Here is a 13,817-nt window from a genome sequence, read left to right as displayed (position 1 = left end):
TCGACATCAAGGGCGGCGACGGGCAGGCGAAGGTGTCGGACACCCAGGGAAGGCCTGCACAATAGGAAGGCAAACTCACCCGGGTGTCAGACACCGGGCGAAGTGTGTGGAACGAAGTGAGGTGTCCGACGCCAAGCAACTGCCAGCGTTACGCGTCCCGCGTCACCCGCAAAATTTCCTCCGGCGACGTCTGCCCCGCATCAACCCACCGCTGTCCGTCCTCGCGCATGCTGCGCATCCCCGACGCAGCCGCGGCGCGGCGCAGTTCGCGTTCGTCGCGGCCTTCGTGGATCAAACGGCGGGCCTCGTCGTCCACCGTGAACAGCTCGTGGATGCCGGAGCGGCCGCTGTAGCCAGTGTGGTTGCAGGCCTCGCAGCCCACGGGGTGGAACACCTGCACGCCGTTCAGCATCGACGGCGCCTTGCAAGCGGGACATAGCTTGCGCACCAGGCGTTGCGCCAGCACGCCCAGCAACGACGACGCCAGCAGGAAAGGCTCGACCCCCATGTCCGTCAGGCGGGTGACCGCCGACACGGAATCGTTGGTGTGCAGCGTGGCGAGCACCAGGTGGCCAGTCAGCGACGCCTGCACCGCGATCTGCGCGGTTTCCAGGTCACGGATCTCGCCGATCATGATGACGTCCGGGTCCTGGCGCAGGATGGCGCGCAGGGCCAGCGCGAAGCTCATGTCGATCTTGGCGTTGACCTGCGTCTGGCTGATGCCGGCCAGGTCGTATTCGATGGGGTCTTCCACCGTCAGGATGTTGCTGGTGGAAGCGTCCAGGCGGCTCAGCGCCGCGTACAGCGTGGTGGTCTTCCCGCTGCCGGTCGGGCCAGTCACCAGCACGATGCCGTGCGGCTGGCGGATCAGGCGGTCCAGCTGTGACAGCACGCCGGGGCTCATGCCCAGTTTTTCCAGTTGCAGGCGCCCCGCTTCCTTGTCCAGCAGACGCAGCACGGCGCGTTCGCCATGGCCGGTCGGCAGCGTGGACACGCGCACGTCGATCGGCCGGCCGCCCACGCGCAGCGCGATGCGGCCGTCCTGCGGCAGGCGCTTTTCGGCGATATCCAGGTGCGCCATGATCTTGATCCGCGAGATCAGCGCGGCATGCAGCGCCTTGCGCGGGGACACCACATCGCGCAACGTTCCGTCGACGCGGTAGCGGACCACGGAATGCGTTTCGAAGGGCTCGATGTGGATGTCGCTGGCGCCGTCGCGCGCGGCCTGCGCGAACAGCGCGTTGATCATGCGGATCACGGGCGCGTCGTCCTGCGCTTCGAGCAGGTCCGCCACTTCCGGCATGTCCTGCATCAGGCGATCGAGGTCGATCTCGTTCTCCGCCACGCCCATGACCGACGCCGCGTCTTCCGAGTGGCTGTAGGCCGCGGTCAGCAACGTCTCCAGCGCTTCGTCGTCGATCTGCGTGAGGCCGATATCGCCGTGGCAGCGCCGGATTTCGCGCACGGCCCATTCGGGCGTGCGCGGACTGACCGTCAGTTGCGCCTGCCCACCGCGCAGCGAGAGCACCGCGCGCTGCGCGCGGGCCCAGGCGTAGGGCAAGGGGTGCGCGCTCATAGCAGCTTCTCGGGGTCCACCGCCACCGTCATCATGACCGGCCGCGGCGCGCGGATGGGCTGCTGCGCGGGCGCGGGCGGCGCGCCGGGATACTGGCGCACCGCAAAGGTCTCCACCGTGGTGGGCGGCGGGCGGCGCAGCGTTTGCGCCTGCTGTTCAGGGCGAAGATCGTAGGCGTTGTTCGACACCGACGGCGCGGAACCCGGCAGCGGCAGGATCGGCGCCTGCATGTCTGGCAGCGCCCAATGATCGCGCGGCTGCACGGCGCCCTGCGCGCGGCGCATGTAGTCGTAGCGGTCCATCGTGACGCTGGCGCTGCGGTTGGCGTCGCGCACCACGTAGGGACGCAGGAACACCATCAGATTGGTCTTGGTGCGCTTGCGCGTGTCGTAGCGGAACAGCGAACCGATCACGGGCAGCGAGCCCAGCCCCGGCACGCTATTGGACGTCAGCGTCACGTTGTCTTCCAGCAGGCCGCCCAGCACGATGATCTGGCCGTCGTCGATCAGCACGCTGGTGTCGATGGCGCGTTTGTTGGTGACGATGCCGGTCGTGGGGGTCGAGCGGCTTTCGTCGATGCTGCTGACTTCCTGGTAGATGTCGAGCTTGACCGCGCCGCCTTCGGAGATCTGCGGTCGGATGTTGAGCTTGAGGCCCACGTCCTCGCGTTCGATCGTCTGGAACGGGTTCGAGCTGCCGTTGCTGCCCGAGGTCACGTACTGCCCCGTCACGAACGGCACCGTCTTGCCCACCAGGATGCTGGCCGACTGGTTATCCAGCGTCAGCAGGTTGGGCGTAGACAGGATGTTGGCTTCGCCGGTGTTCTGCATGGCGCGCGCCAGCACGCCCAGGTTGATGACTTCGTTGCCCAGCACATCCACAGTCCCCTTCACCACGCCCAGGCTCAGACCGCCGCCCAGCGCGTCGATGGACGTCGGGCCGTTGCCGGTGATGCCGCTGCCGCCCAGGTTCGTGCCGCCGATGAAGCTGGTGCCGTTGCCGTTGATGTTGCCCGCGCCGGTCATCCACTGGATGCCGAATTCCGCGGCCTTTTCCTCGCTGACTTCCACGATCAGGCTTTCCACCAGCACCTGTGCGCGGCGCTGGTCAAGCTGGTCGATCACTTCACGCAGGCTGCGGTACAGCGGCTCGGGCGCGGAGATGATGAGCGAGTTGGTGGCGGGGTCCGCCTGGATGGTGGCGCCGCCCGCGGAATACGACACGGCTTGCGACGAGTTGTCTTCGCGCGCGATGCGCTCCTGTTCGCCGGACAGGCCGCCGCGGGATGAGCCCGACTGGCTGGACATGCCCAGCCCGGCCTGGTTGGACGTGCTGCTGGCGGTGTTCTGCGTGCGCGCGCCGCCCTGCGTGCCGCCGGTGCTGCTGCTGGCGCCGGGGGCCGCGCCGGGCGCGGAATTGGCCTGGCCCGTCAGCAGTCCGCCCAGCACCTCGGCGATGCGCGTGGCCTGCGCGTTGCGCATGTAGACCACGTGCAGGTTGCCCGCGCGGTTCTGCTGCGCATCCAGCTTCTGGATCAGCTCGCGCGCAAGACGTGTGCGGGCCGGGCTGCCCGAGCGCACCAGCACGCTGTTGCTGCGCGGATCCGCCACGATGGCGATGCGCTGCGTCGGATCGCTGCTCTGCGTGTCCAGCAACTGCGAGGCCAGGATGGCGATGTCGGTGGCGATGGCCGACTGCACCGGCACGACGTCGGTGTCCATCGAACTGGGCACGTCGATGCGCGCGATGACGGCGGCGATGCGTTCCAGGTTGTCGGCGTAGTCCGTCACGACCAGCGTGTTGTTGCCGGGGTACGCGTTGATCGGGTTGTTGGGCGGCACCATGGGGCGCAGCACCGGCACCAGGTTCGCGGCGTTCTCATACTTCAGCGGAAACACGCGCGTCAGCATTTCGCCGCTGTTGCCGCCGCTTTTGGCAAAGGCTGACACGGGCACGGGCGCCCTGCCGCCCGCAGCGGTCGCGGCGCCCGCCGGACGGGCACCGCCCACGCCCGGGCCACCCACGACAGCGCTGCCTTGCAGCTTGGCGTCGGCCTCGGGCACCACGCGCGTCACGCCGTCGACATCGACGATGGCAAAGCCCTGCAAGCGCAGCGCGCCCGTCAGCATGGAGAGCGCCTGCGCGCTATCCACGGGCCGGTCCGAAACCAGCGTGAGCTTGCCCTTGACGCGAGGGTCCACCAGGAAGTTGCGCTGCGTGAACAGGGACAGCGCGCGCAACACTGCGGGGATGTCCGTGTCGACGAAGTTCAGGCTGACGCGGTTGTCCGCCTGTTGTGCATGAGCCGTGCTGGCGGCGGGTCCGAGTTGGCTTGCGGCAAGCAGGAAAGCGAGGCTGAATTGCGCGATGTGACGCATGACGAAATAGTTGCCCGAGACGAGAAATCGTTTGAGAAAACGTGAAAGCGCGTCGGAGTATACGGGGTGTGACTGCAACACTACGGTCATATTTCCAAGGCAAGGTAACGGGCTGGAAACCCTTTAAATTCGGGGCTCTTGGCGATTTCGGCAGGTGCTTCCGCTTTATTACAGTCATGCCTTCCTTTCGCTATGAAGCCACCGACGCGCTCGGCAAAATCGTGCGCGGCACGATCGACGCCGACTCCGAGCGCGGCGCCCGCAACCAGTTGCGCGGGCGTGGTCTGTTGCCGCTGTCGACCTCGCTGGCGGCGCGCGCCGAAGGCATGGGCGCGGCGCTGCGCACGCGCCTGTCGGACGCCGACCTTGCGTGGCTGACGCGACAGCTCGCCAGCCTGCTGGCCGCGCGGCTGCCGCTGGACGCGGCGCTCAGCGCCACGCTGGAACAGGCCGAAAAAAAACATATCGCCGCCACGCTGGGCGGCGTGCGCGACGACGTGCGCGCCGGCCATCGCCTGTCGGCTGCATTGGCCTCGCGGCCGCGCGACTTTCCCGAGATCTACCGCGCACTGATCGGCGCGGGCGAGGAATCGGGCGACCTGGCGCAGGTGATGGAAAAGCTGGCCGACTACATCGAGGAACGCAACACGCTGCGCAGCAAGGTCATGACGGCGTTCATCTACCCGGCGGTGGTGGCCAGCGTGTCGGTGGTCATCGTCATCTTTCTGCTGGGCTATGTCGTGCCGCAGGTGGTGTCGGCCTTCAGCCAGGCCAAGCAGGAACTGCCGCTGCTGACGCGCGTGATGCTGGGCCTGTCGGATTACGTGCGCGAATGGGGCGCGGTGACCGGCATCGCCATCGTCGCGGTCATCGCGTTGTGGCGCTACACGCTGCACGCGCCGGCCGCGCGGCGGGCCTGGCATGCGCGCGTGTTGCGGCTGCCGCTGGCCGGTCGATTCGTGCTGGGGGTGAATGCCGCGCGCTTCGCGTCCACGCTTGCCATCCTGTCGGGCAGCGGCGTGGCCCTGCTGACCGCGCTGGAGGCGGCGCGCCGCACGCTCAGCAACGATGTGCTGCGCCTGGCGGTGGACGAAGCCGCCGCGCGGGTGCGCGAAGGCGCGGCGCTGTCGTCATCGCTCGGCGCGCAGAAGGTCTTTCCGTCGCTGCTGGTGCACCTGATCGCCAGCGGCGAAAAGACCGGCCGCCTGCCCGAGCTGTTGGACCGGGGCGCGCAGAACCTGTCGCGCGACCTGGAACGGCGCGCGATGGCGATGACGGCGCTGTTGGAGCCGGCGCTGATATTGCTGATGGGGGGATTTGTCCTGCTGATCGTGCTGGCGGTGATGATGCCGATCCTGGAGATGAACCAGTTGATCAGGTAGGGATGCGGGCCGCAGAAATACGGGCGGCAGGGGTACGGGTCAAATCGATGCGACCCAAATGGATACGGGCCGCACCATGGCGCGGCCCGCGAAATACAGAAATCAGAGCGCCTCTTCGTCGCTCTCGCCGGTGCGGATGCGGATGGCCTGCTCCACCGGGGTCACGAAGATTTTGCCGTCGCCGATCTTGCCGGTGCGCGCGGCCTTGACGACGGCTTCGATGGCGGCTTCGACCTGGTCGTCCGGGAGGACGACTTCAACGCGGATCTTGGGCAGGAAGTCGACCACGTATTCGGCGCCGCGATAGAGTTCGGTGTGGCCCTTCTGGCGGCCGAAACCCTTGACTTCGGTGACGGTCAGCCCGCTGACGCCGACTTCCGCCAGCGCCTCGCGGACTTCGTCGAGCTTGAAGGGTTTGATGATGGCGGTGACTTGTTTCACGTTGGTCGTCCTGGGTTTTTGATGTGTTGCGTCGCCCTGCCGCGCTGCCGATCGTCTTGTCGGGCGGGCGCCGGGCGCAATGGTTAAGAGAATAACACCGGGCAGGCGCGGCTGCGGCTCCGGGGAAACGCGCGCTGGCCCTGCCCCGCAGCGCGCCCCGCTTGCCGCCGCCCCAACTTGGTGCGCGGCGACGCCGTCAGCCCTTGGGCGTCTCGTCGGGAATGGTGTCGGCCTCGCGCATCCAGACCACCGATTCCGAGTCGCTGGGCGCGCGCCAGTCGCCCCGCGGCGACAGCGAACCGCCGGAACCCACCTTCGGCGCGTTCGGGATGCAGGTGCGCTTGAACTGGCTGGTCCGGAAGAATTTGTCCAGGAAGATCTTCAGGTTGCGCTTGATGGCGGCCAGATCGTACTGGTTGCGGGCGACGTGCCCGGCTTCGGGCCAGGCGCCGGCATCGCGGTCGCGCCAGGCCGTCCACGACAGGAACGCGACCTTGGTCGGCGCAAAGCCGTAGCGCAGCGTGTAGTACAGGTTGAAATCCTGCAATTCATAAGGACCGATGGACGCTTCGCTCTTTTGCTCGGGCTTGTCATCCGCGCCCCCCGGCACCAGCTCGGGGCTGACGTCCGTGCCCAGCACGTCCAGCAGCACCTGCGCGCCGTCGTCGCCCAGACGACCCGATTCGGCGACCCAGCGCACCAGGTGCGTGATCAGCGTCTTGGGCACGCTGGCGTTCACGCTGTAGTGCGACATGTGATCGCCCACGCCGTACGTGCACCAACCCAGGGCAAGCTCGCTGAGATCGCCGGTGCCAATAACGATGGCGTTGCTGAAGTTGGCCAGGCGGAACAGGTGGTTGGTGCGCTCGCCCGCCTGCACGTTTTCGAACGTGATGTCGTAGACCGGTTCGCCGTTGGCATAGGGATGGCCCAGGTCCTTGAGCATCTGCAGGCAGCTGGGGCGGATATCGATTTCGGACGCCGTGCAGCCCACCACCGCCATCAGGCGGCGCGCCTGTTGCAGCGTGCGGGTGCTGGTGGCAAAGCCCGGCATCGTGACGGCCAGGATGTTTGAGCGCGGCAGGTCCAGCGCGTCCATGGCCTTGGCGCAGACCAGCAGCGCGTGCGTGGAATCCAGCCCGCCCGAAATGCCGATGACCACCTTCTTCATGCCGCTGGCGGACAGCCGCTGCGCCAGCGCCTGCACCTGGATGTTGTAGACCTCCTGGCAGCGCGCGTCGCGGCGCTGGGGGTCGGCCGGCACATACGGGAAGCGCGCCACGCGGCGTTCGAGCGGCAGTTCGGTGTCTTCCAGCGGCGGATTCACCGGCACCGCCACGCGGCGGAACTTGCGCACCTCGTCCTGATGGCGGCGCACCGACTGGCCGAAGGTGCTCTGGCGCATGCGCTCGCGCGACAGGCGTTCCAGGTCGACGTCCGAGAACAGCAGATGGGAATGGTTCAGGAAGCGTTCGGATTCGGCCAGCAGTTCGCCGTTTTCATAGATGAGCGCCTGGCCGTCCCACGCCAGATCCGTCGAGGATTCGCCCCGCCCGGCCGACGTGTACATATAGGCCGACAGGCAGCGCGCCGACTGCTGCGAGACCAACTGGTGGCGGTATGCGGACTTGCCGACGACGATGTTGGAGGCCGACAGGTTGACCAGCACCGTGGCGCCGGCCAGCGCGGCAAACGACGACGGGGGAATCGGCACCCAGACGTCTTCGCAGATTTCGACGTGGAACTGGAACAGCGGCAGCTTTTCCATCTGGAACAGCAGTTCGGCGCCAAACGGGACCGTCTGGCCCAGCAGGTCGATCCGCGCGTCGATGGCGCAATCGGCGGCGCTGAACTGGCGGGCTTCGTAGAACTCGCCGTAATTGGGCAGATAGGTCTTGGGCACCACCCCGAGGATGCGTCCGCCCGCCGCCACCACGGCGCAGTTGAACAACTGGTGGGCGACCCGCAACGGCGCGCCGACGACGATGGCGATATCCAGATCGGCCGTGGCCTCGACCACTTGCGCCAGCGCGGCTTCGCAGGCGTCCAGCAGGGCCTTCTGGTGAAAGAGGTCGTCGCAGGTGTAGGCCGACAGGCCCAGTTCGGGAAACGCCGCCAGCACCGCGCCGCCCTGGGCGGCCTGCTGCGCCAGCGCAATCGTCTGCGCGGCGTTGAAGGCGGGATCGGCGACCCGGCACTCGGGCACGCCGACCGCGACCCGGGCGAAGCCGTGGGAATACAGGTTGAAGAACGGGTTCGACATCGGGAATTTCGCCTGGAGTTTCGCTGGGGGTTTTGCCTGGGGCCCGAGAGTTCGTAAGCCCTGGAAACAACCGCCGGATTATCTCACGGCCCTCTGGCGGCGGCGTGCCTCCGCGCCTTTGTCCCTAGCGCGGCATCTTGCCGTCCGTCAGCCCCCGCTCGAACGGCAGGGCCGCGTCGCCGTCCACGACAGGCCCCTGCCGGTCGCGCTCGGCGGACAGCGCCGCCTGGATGGCGCTGTCGCGCAGGTAACTGCCCATCGCGCCGATGTCCGCCCCGGACGGCTGCTGGTACAGGCGCAGGCCCAGTTCCGGCAGGATCGCCAGGAGATGGTCGAAGACGTCGCCCTGGATGCGTTCGTATTCGACCCAGGCGGTCACGGCGGTAAAGCAATAGACCTCTACCGGAATGCCCTCGGACGTGGGCTCCATCATGCGCACCATCATCGCCATGTCCTGGCGGATCTCGGGATTCTGCTTCAGGTAAGCCAGCGCGTAGGCGCGCAGCGTGCCGATGTTGGTCAGCCGGCGCCGGTTGGCCGGCACGCTGGCCAGTTCGCCCAGCGTCTGGTTGGCCTGGACGATGTCCTGGGTCTTGGTCTGCAGGTAGTCGTGCAGCAGCCGGAACTTCATCAGGCGCTGTGGCTCGTCGTCGGCCAGGAATCGCACGCTGGCGGCGTCGATGCGGATGGTGCGCTTGATGCGCCGGCCGCCCGATTCGAACATATGCCGGTAGTTGCGGTAGCTTTCCGAGAACAGCTTGTAGGTCGGCACCGTGGTGACGGTGTTGTCCCAGTTCTGCACCTTGACGGTATGCAGCGCGATGTCCTTGACGAAGCCGTCGGCGTTGCATTGCGGCATCTCGATCCAGTCGCCGATGCGCAGCATGTCGTTGCTGGTGAGCTGCGTGCTGGCCACCAGCGACAGCAGCGTGTCCTTGAACACCAGCAGCAGCACCGCGGACAGCGCGCCCAGGCCCGAGATCATCCACAACGGCGACCGGTCGATCAGGATGGAAAGCACCAGAACGGTGCATACCGCCGCAAGAATCAGCTTGCCGATCTGGATGTAGCCCTTGATGGAGCGGGTCTGCGCGCGGGTCGTGGCCGAATAGGTGTCCTGCCAGGCGCTCAGCACGCCCGAAAACGCAATGAACACGCAGATCCAGGCGCCCGCGTGCGCCAGCCGGCCGACGATGCTGACCGCCCGTTCGGCATGGGGCACCAGGTCGATGCCCACCGACACCACTGCAAACGGCACGGCGTACCAAAGGTTCTGATACGCGCGGCGGCGCTGCAGCGCCTTGTCCCAGTCGACGCGGCCGCTGGCGACCAGCAGCCGGTGGGCCAGCAAGAGGACGACGCGGGCGACGACCCATTGCACGAACAACGCGGTCAGGATAAGCACGCCGATCCCGATCAGCGTCTGCGCCCAGATCTCCCGCGGCATGTGGGTATCAAGTTGGGTGACTAGCTCTTCCCATTCCAGGGGCATGGATCCGTACTCGCTTTTCAGGTCTTGAAACTAACCGGGGATTATCCGACAACTCGCCCTGTCCGCGGGTTCCGGCCCCGCAAATCCGGCCCCGGCATTACCCGGCGCGGCGCGAGGCCCTATAATCCCGGCCATCATGGCAAAGACTCCCTCCCCCGATCAAAACCAGTTCGCCAACAAGGCGCAGGCCTGGTCCGCCCGGTTCTCCGAGCCGGTTTCCGAACTCGTCAAACGCTACACGGCGTCCGTGGATTTCGACAAGCGCCTGGCGCGCCACGACATCCAGGGCTCGCTCGCGCACGCGGACATGCTGGCCGCCCAGGGCATCATCGGCGCCCAGGATCTGACCGACATCCAGCGCGGCATGACCCAGATCCTGTCCGAAATCGACGCCGGCTCGTTCCAGTGGCTGCTCGACCTGGAAGACGTCCACCTGAACATCGAAAAGCGCCTGGTGGAACTGGTGGGCGACGCGGGCAAGCGCCTGCACACCGGCCGTTCGCGCAACGACCAGGTCGCCACCGACATCCGTCTGTGGCTGCGTGACGAAATCGACACGCTGCAGGTCCTGTTGCGCCAGCTGCGCCACGCGCTGGCCACGGTCGCGCTGGAAAACGCCGGCACCATCATGCCGGGCTTCACGCACCTGCAAGTCGCCCAGCCCGTCACCTTCGGCCATCACCTGCTGGCGTACGCCGAAATGTTCGGCCGCGACGCCGAGCGCCTGGCCGATTGCCGCCGCCGCGTGAACCGCCTGCCGCTGGGCGCCGCCGCCCTGGCCGGCACGTCGTTCCCCATCGACCGCGAACGCGTCGCCAAGACCCTGGGTTTTGAAGGCGTGTGCCGCAATTCGCTGGACGCCGTCTCCGACCGCGACTTCGCCATCGAATTCTGCGCCGCCGGCGCGCTGATCATGACGCACGTCTCGCGCCTGTCCGAAGAGCTGGTGCTCTGGATGAGCCCGCGCGTGGGCTTCATCGACCTGGCCGACCGCTTCTGCACCGGCAGCTCGATCATGCCGCAGAAAAAGAATCCCGACGTGCCTGAACTTGCCCGCGGCAAGACCGGCCGCGTCAACGGCAATCTGGTCGCCCTGCTGACCCTGATGAAGGGCCAGCCCCTGGCCTACAACAAGGACAACCAGGAAGACAAGGAAGGCCTGTTCGACACCGCCGACACGCTGCGCGACACGCTGACGATCTTCGCGGACATGGCCGGCGGCATCAAGGTCAAGGCCGACAACATGCGCGCCGCTGCGCTGCAAGGCTTTGCCACCGCCACCGATCTGGCCGACTACCTGGTCAAGCGAGGGGTGCCCTTCCGCGACGCCCACGAAGTGGTGGCCCACGCCGTGCGCGACTGCGAACAGCGCGGCTGCGATCTGGCCGACCTGTCCACCGCCGAACTCACGGCCTACCACCCCAGCATCACCGAAGACGTGCATCAGGTGCTGACGCTGGAAGGTTCGGTTGCCGCGCGCAAGCATGTGGGCGGCACCGCTCCCGAGCGCGTGGCTGAAGAAGCCCAGCGCGTTCTGGCGGAAACGGCGGAAGGCTGATTGCCGCTGCGGGTGATGGTTTGACTACAAGGCCCCCATTGGGGGCCTTGTTGCATTCAGCGCCGACCGATGCCGTGACTCAAAGCGGCGATGTTCAGGTTCCAACCCGCCGAGTCAGCTAGACCATGGACACGTCCAGCCTTCGGCCCAACTGACCAAGCGCCGCCTCGACCTGTTCGATCCGCGACCCGTGCCGCAGATTCAGCAATCGATCCACTTGCGGCGTATGAACGCCAAGCCTGCGAGCCATCTCGGCTTTGCGCACGCCTTGGCGAATCATTTCATTCGACAGAAACACCTTGCTGGTAACGACCGCCGGCAAGGTGACCGCATACGGCGATGACGTTTTCTCCGACGGCATCGGGATCAAGCGACGTTCATCGAAATAGATCTCCAATGCCGCCTCAAGCGCTTCCAGCGCGTTCACCTGCGCATCTTGCTCATCCTCGCCGACGCTCGTCGCTTCCGGAAAATCCGGAAACAGCACCAGAAAGGTGCCGTTCGTATCGGGAGTCAACGTGTAGGGATAGGTCAGCATGGCAGGCGCCAGCATATTGCGCTCTGCCCCCTCGCACATTCCCGATCGAGGCGAAATCAGACTAACGCACGTCGGAGGGAGAGCTTCCGTCGCTTAACCCACCGATGGCGCGTCCCCAATAACGTTGGATATGATTGCGGCTTCCCGTAGCCCGCCCACGTCCCATGCCCACCCTGAGTGCGTCGTCGAAGCACTTCCCGCTTTCCCGCGTATCCCGAATCGTCTTGGCCGTCCTGTGCATGCTGGGGACCGCCGCCAGCGGTTCCGCCCACGCCCAAACCGCCCGCAAACCCTCCCCCTACGAAAACGGCCGCCCCCTTCGCCCCGACGAGGTCGAGGTGCGCAAGGCGGAGGACGCGCGTTGGGGAGGCCCGCGGTTCCTGGGGAAGATCCAGACCCGGGCCGAATTCGATCAACTGGCGCGGGTCTACAACGCCGGCACGCCGCTGGAAATTCCGCATGTGCTGTTCGTCATCGACCGCCAGCGCAAGGACCGCATCTATTACCTGCACACGCCCCGCTATGGGCTGCACGAGACGTTCGCGCGCGAGCGGCGTCTGCTGTCGGGCGACAAGGCCAAGCTGATCGCGCAGTACAAGGATCCGAACCGGCGTCTGCTGTTCGGCACGCTGAGCTGGCAGAACGGCCTGCCGGGCTACACGTTTGAATTCTGGGAAGGCGATCTGCTGACGCCGGAACTGCTGACCCTGACCGCGCAGCGGCTGGCGGCCACGTTCTACGAACCGCTGCGTTTCAAGAGCAACTCCACCTTGCAGGAGCAGACGGCGCAGCGCGCCGGGATGGAGGTTGTCACGCAAGAGGCGCTGCTGCGCGAGCAGACCTTCCTGCCGCTGAATACGGGGCGCGCGCAGGGCCGGCTGCGCATCGTCAAATCGGTGGACGAAACGTCTGACCTGTCGCCCACCGACATCGTGGTGCTGGACGAGGTGCCTGTGGCGCTGACGCCCGTGGCCGGTCTGATCACGCAACGGCCGTCCACCCTGCTCTCGCATGTGAACCTGCTGGCCAAGGGCTGGCGCATTCCCAATGCCTATGTGCGGGACGCCGTGGCGGCGTTGCGCGAGCATGACGGCCAGTGGGTCGAGCTGACCGTGGAAAACAACGGCTATAGGGTGCAACGCATTGCACAGCCTGCGGTCAATGCCAACCAAGCGGCAACGACGCCCGCAAAAGCCGCCACGCCGCTACCCAAACCCGATCTGTCGGTGCGCGCCGTCAAGCCGCTGTCCGGCATGACCACGCGCGACAGCCGCTACTGCGGTGTCAAGGCGGCGAACCTGGGCGCGTTGAAGTCCGTGCTACCGCCCGCGGCCAACGTGCCGGACGGCTTCTGCATTCCGTTTGCCGAGTACGCGGCGTTCATGGACAAGCTGGGCGTGCCCGCGCGCGTGGCGGCGCTGGAACAACGGGCCGACTTCGTGTCCGACGCCAATGTGCGGCGCGCGGAACTGGCCAAGCTGCGCCAGGACATCGCCGACGCACCGCCCGATGCGCTGTCCGCCGACTGGCTCGCCCGCTGGAAAAAACAGCTGGGCGGCCGCGGCGTCTTCGTGCGCAGCTCGTCCAATTCCGAAGACCTGCCCGGCTTCAGCGGCGCGGGCCTGTACACAACCGTGCCGAACGTCACGCAGGCCGACGCGCTGGCCCGGGCCGTGCAGACGGTGTGGGCGTCGGTCTACAACTTCGAGGCCTACGAAGCGCGCCGCGCCGCGGGCTTCAACCAGGACGCGGTGGTCATGGCCGTGCTGGTGCAACTGGCCGCGGCATCGGACAGTTCGGGCGTCATGATCACGCGCGATCCCTTCGATGCCTCACGCCGACACGTTACGTATCTGTCGGCCAAGCGCGGCCTGGGCATCAAGGTGGTGGAAGGTAAGCGCCAGGCCGAGCAGGTCATGTATTCAAGCTGGTCCAAGGCCGTGCAGGTGCTGAGCCGATCGGCCGAAGACACGCAGCTCGTAGCCGCCGCAAGTGGCGGCGTACGAGAAGTGCCCATCGAGGGCGCCGGGCAGGTGCTGAATGACGCGCTGGTCGCGCGCCTGGCCGCCGTGGGACGGCAAGTGAAGAAGCGGCTGGGAAATGCGGACCAGGACATCGAATGGGCCGTCCAAGGCGATGAGATCCTGATCCTGCAGGCGCGGCCGTACATCGACGGCGGCCGGTAATGC

Annotated in this window: 9 protein-coding genes; 3 read left to right on the top strand and 6 right to left on the bottom strand. The window is 66.7% G+C overall.

The window, feature by feature from the left end:
• Positions 1-148: 148 nt before the first annotated feature.
• Together gspE and gspD are read right to left on the bottom strand one after the other, a co-directional pair.
• The gene (gspE, locus tag AB3147_RS10885) at positions 149-1,576 is read right to left on the bottom strand and encodes a type II secretion system ATPase GspE (RefSeq protein ID WP_367351929.1); all 1,428 of its coding nucleotides are present in this window, start codon (positions 1,574-1,576) and stop codon (positions 149-151) included.
• Complete coding sequence (gspD, locus tag AB3147_RS10880) at positions 1,573-3,954, bottom strand: type II secretion system secretin GspD (protein WP_367351928.1); 2,382 nt, start codon at positions 3,952-3,954, stop codon at positions 1,573-1,575. The genes gspE and gspD overlap by 4 nt, the downstream gene beginning before the upstream one ends.
• Positions 3,955-4,130: 176 nt before the next feature.
• Here gspD and gspF point away from each other — a divergent pair, with 176 nt between their 5' ends.
• Positions 4,131-5,336 (top strand): type II secretion system inner membrane protein GspF, encoded by a 1,206-nt coding sequence (gene gspF / locus AB3147_RS10875; RefSeq protein WP_367351927.1) that lies wholly within the window; start codon positions 4,131-4,133, stop codon positions 5,334-5,336.
• A gap of 102 nt (positions 5,337-5,438) precedes the next feature.
• On the opposite strand, the gene AB3147_RS10870 is transcribed toward gspF, so the two are convergent.
• The 3 genes from AB3147_RS10870 to AB3147_RS10860 form a co-directional block, all read right to left on the bottom strand.
• Positions 5,439-5,777 (bottom strand): P-II family nitrogen regulator, encoded by a 339-nt coding sequence (locus tag AB3147_RS10870; RefSeq protein WP_006386376.1) that lies wholly within the window; start codon positions 5,775-5,777, stop codon positions 5,439-5,441.
• A 196-nt stretch (positions 5,778-5,973) separates the two neighbouring features.
• The gene (locus tag AB3147_RS10865) at positions 5,974-8,040 is read right to left on the bottom strand and encodes an NAD(+) synthase (protein ID WP_367351926.1); all 2,067 of its coding nucleotides are present in this window, start codon (positions 8,038-8,040) and stop codon (positions 5,974-5,976) included.
• A 124-nt stretch (positions 8,041-8,164) separates the two neighbouring features.
• On the bottom strand, positions 8,165-9,532 hold the full coding sequence (locus AB3147_RS10860; protein ID WP_175138929.1) for a mechanosensitive ion channel family protein: 1,368 nt from the start codon (positions 9,530-9,532) through the stop codon (positions 8,165-8,167).
• A 136-nt stretch (positions 9,533-9,668) separates the two neighbouring features.
• Between AB3147_RS10860 and argH the strand changes: the two genes are divergently transcribed.
• Positions 9,669-11,090, top strand: coding sequence for an argininosuccinate lyase (argH, locus tag AB3147_RS10855; protein WP_367351925.1), 1,422 nt, complete (start codon positions 9,669-9,671; stop codon positions 11,088-11,090).
• 118 nt (positions 11,091-11,208) lie between these two features.
• Here the strand turns inward: argH and AB3147_RS10850 are convergent, their stop codons facing one another.
• Entirely contained in the window at positions 11,209-11,628 is a 420-nt protein-coding gene (locus tag AB3147_RS10850) for a type II toxin-antitoxin system HicB family antitoxin (RefSeq protein WP_218343485.1), read from the bottom strand.
• A 164-nt stretch (positions 11,629-11,792) separates the two neighbouring features.
• Here AB3147_RS10850 and AB3147_RS10845 point away from each other — a divergent pair, with 164 nt between their 5' ends.
• Entirely contained in the window at positions 11,793-13,814 is a 2,022-nt protein-coding gene (locus tag AB3147_RS10845; RefSeq protein WP_367351924.1) for a PEP/pyruvate-binding domain-containing protein, read from the top strand.
• The last annotated feature ends 3 nt before the right edge of the window (positions 13,815-13,817 follow it).

Source organism: Achromobacter animicus, assembly GCF_040775605.1.
GTDB classification, from domain to species: domain Bacteria; phylum Pseudomonadota; class Gammaproteobacteria; order Burkholderiales; family Burkholderiaceae_B; genus Achromobacter; species Achromobacter animicus.
Note: the sequence above shows the minus strand (reverse complement) of the source record. Positions and strands in the feature narration are given on the sequence as shown.

Bases quoted from the DNA above. Each gene is read 5' to 3' on its own strand.
- gspE (WP_367351929.1), bottom strand. From the start codon at position 1,576: ATGAGCGCGCACCCCTTGCCCTACGCCTGGGCCCGCGCGCAGCGCGCG.
- gspD (WP_367351928.1), bottom strand. From the start codon at position 3,954: ATGCGTCACATCGCGCAATTCAGCCTCGCTTTCCTGCTTGCCGCAAGC.
- gspF (WP_367351927.1), top strand. From the start codon at position 4,131: ATGCCTTCCTTTCGCTATGAAGCCACCGACGCGCTCGGCAAAATCGTG.
- AB3147_RS10865 (WP_367351926.1), bottom strand. From the start codon at position 8,040: ATGTCGAACCCGTTCTTCAACCTGTATTCCCACGGCTTCGCCCGGGTC.
- AB3147_RS10860 (WP_175138929.1), bottom strand. From the start codon at position 9,532: ATGCCCCTGGAATGGGAAGAGCTAGTCACCCAACTTGATACCCACATG.
- argH (WP_367351925.1), top strand. From the start codon at position 9,669: ATGGCAAAGACTCCCTCCCCCGATCAAAACCAGTTCGCCAACAAGGCG.
- AB3147_RS10850 (WP_218343485.1), bottom strand. From the start codon at position 11,628: ATGCTGACCTATCCCTACACGTTGACTCCCGATACGAACGGCACCTTT.
- AB3147_RS10845 (WP_367351924.1), top strand. From the start codon at position 11,793: ATGCCCACCCTGAGTGCGTCGTCGAAGCACTTCCCGCTTTCCCGCGTA.